This window comes from Vibrio sp. 1978, from assembly GCF_033344345.1.
The window spans coordinates 1-933 of the sequence record NZ_JAWPOP010000213.1; the positions used below are offsets into that span (position 1 = coordinate 1).

At 49.7% G+C, this 933-nt stretch carries 1 pseudogene; it reads right to left on the reverse strand.

The features are described from left to right. A pseudogene (locus R8N49_RS25630) lies at nt 1-933 on the reverse strand (phospho-sugar mutase); the annotation flags it as partial.

The window sequence follows — 933 nt, forward strand, 5'->3', positions numbered from 1 at the left end:
GATGCTGCTCAAGAGGCGAGATGACACGATGGTGTTACCGACCAGTGAGTTCGGCTGTTGCTCTAGCAAGTAATCACCAAACAATGAACCAACCTGGTCGCCAGTTAACATTTGGTATTCACCGTCTGGGCGTTTTACGGCGACGGCGAAACGATCTGCATCTGGGTCGTTTGCACAGGCGATATCCGCATCTACGGATTTACCGAGCGCCATGACCATGTCCATTGCCCCTGCTTCTTCTGGATTTGGGAAGTTAACTGTAGGGAATGTGCCATCAGGTTCGCGCTGCTCCGCAACACTGGCCACTTTTTTAAAGCCAGCGTCAGCAAGTAACGTTTCTGCCATGTCTGCGCCAACACCGTGCATCGCAGTGTAAGCGATAGAAATATCGGTGTTGCTATCAGGAGTCAGCAGAGCATTTTCGTTCATGGTTTTACGGTAAGTTTGGTAGTAATCATCTTCCAACCAAACCAGTAAGCCTTGTTGTTTAGCATCGTCTAAAGACATCAACGGCAGAGGCTTTGTGGTCGCTTCATCAATTTTTGCCGCGATGCCCGAGTCGTGAGGTGGAATGATTTGCGCGCCATTTTCCCAATACACTTTGAAGCCGTTGTATTCGGGTGGATTGTGGCTAGCGGTTACAACAACGGCCGCTGCAGCATTCATTGTGCGTACACCAAAAGCAACAATAGGCGTTGCCGCGACTTGGTAGGTTAGGTAAACCTTGATACCGAGTGCTGTTAAGACAGAAGCAGTATCGTGCGCGAACTGTTTAGAATCTGGTCGGCCATCGTAACCAATAACAACGCCGCGACTCGCTGCATCTTGTACTTGTTAAAGTAAATAGTGGCCGAGACCTGTGGAAGTTTCTTGAATCACCAAACGGTTCATTCGGTTTGGACCTGCTCCCACTTTGCCACGAAGACCCGCGGT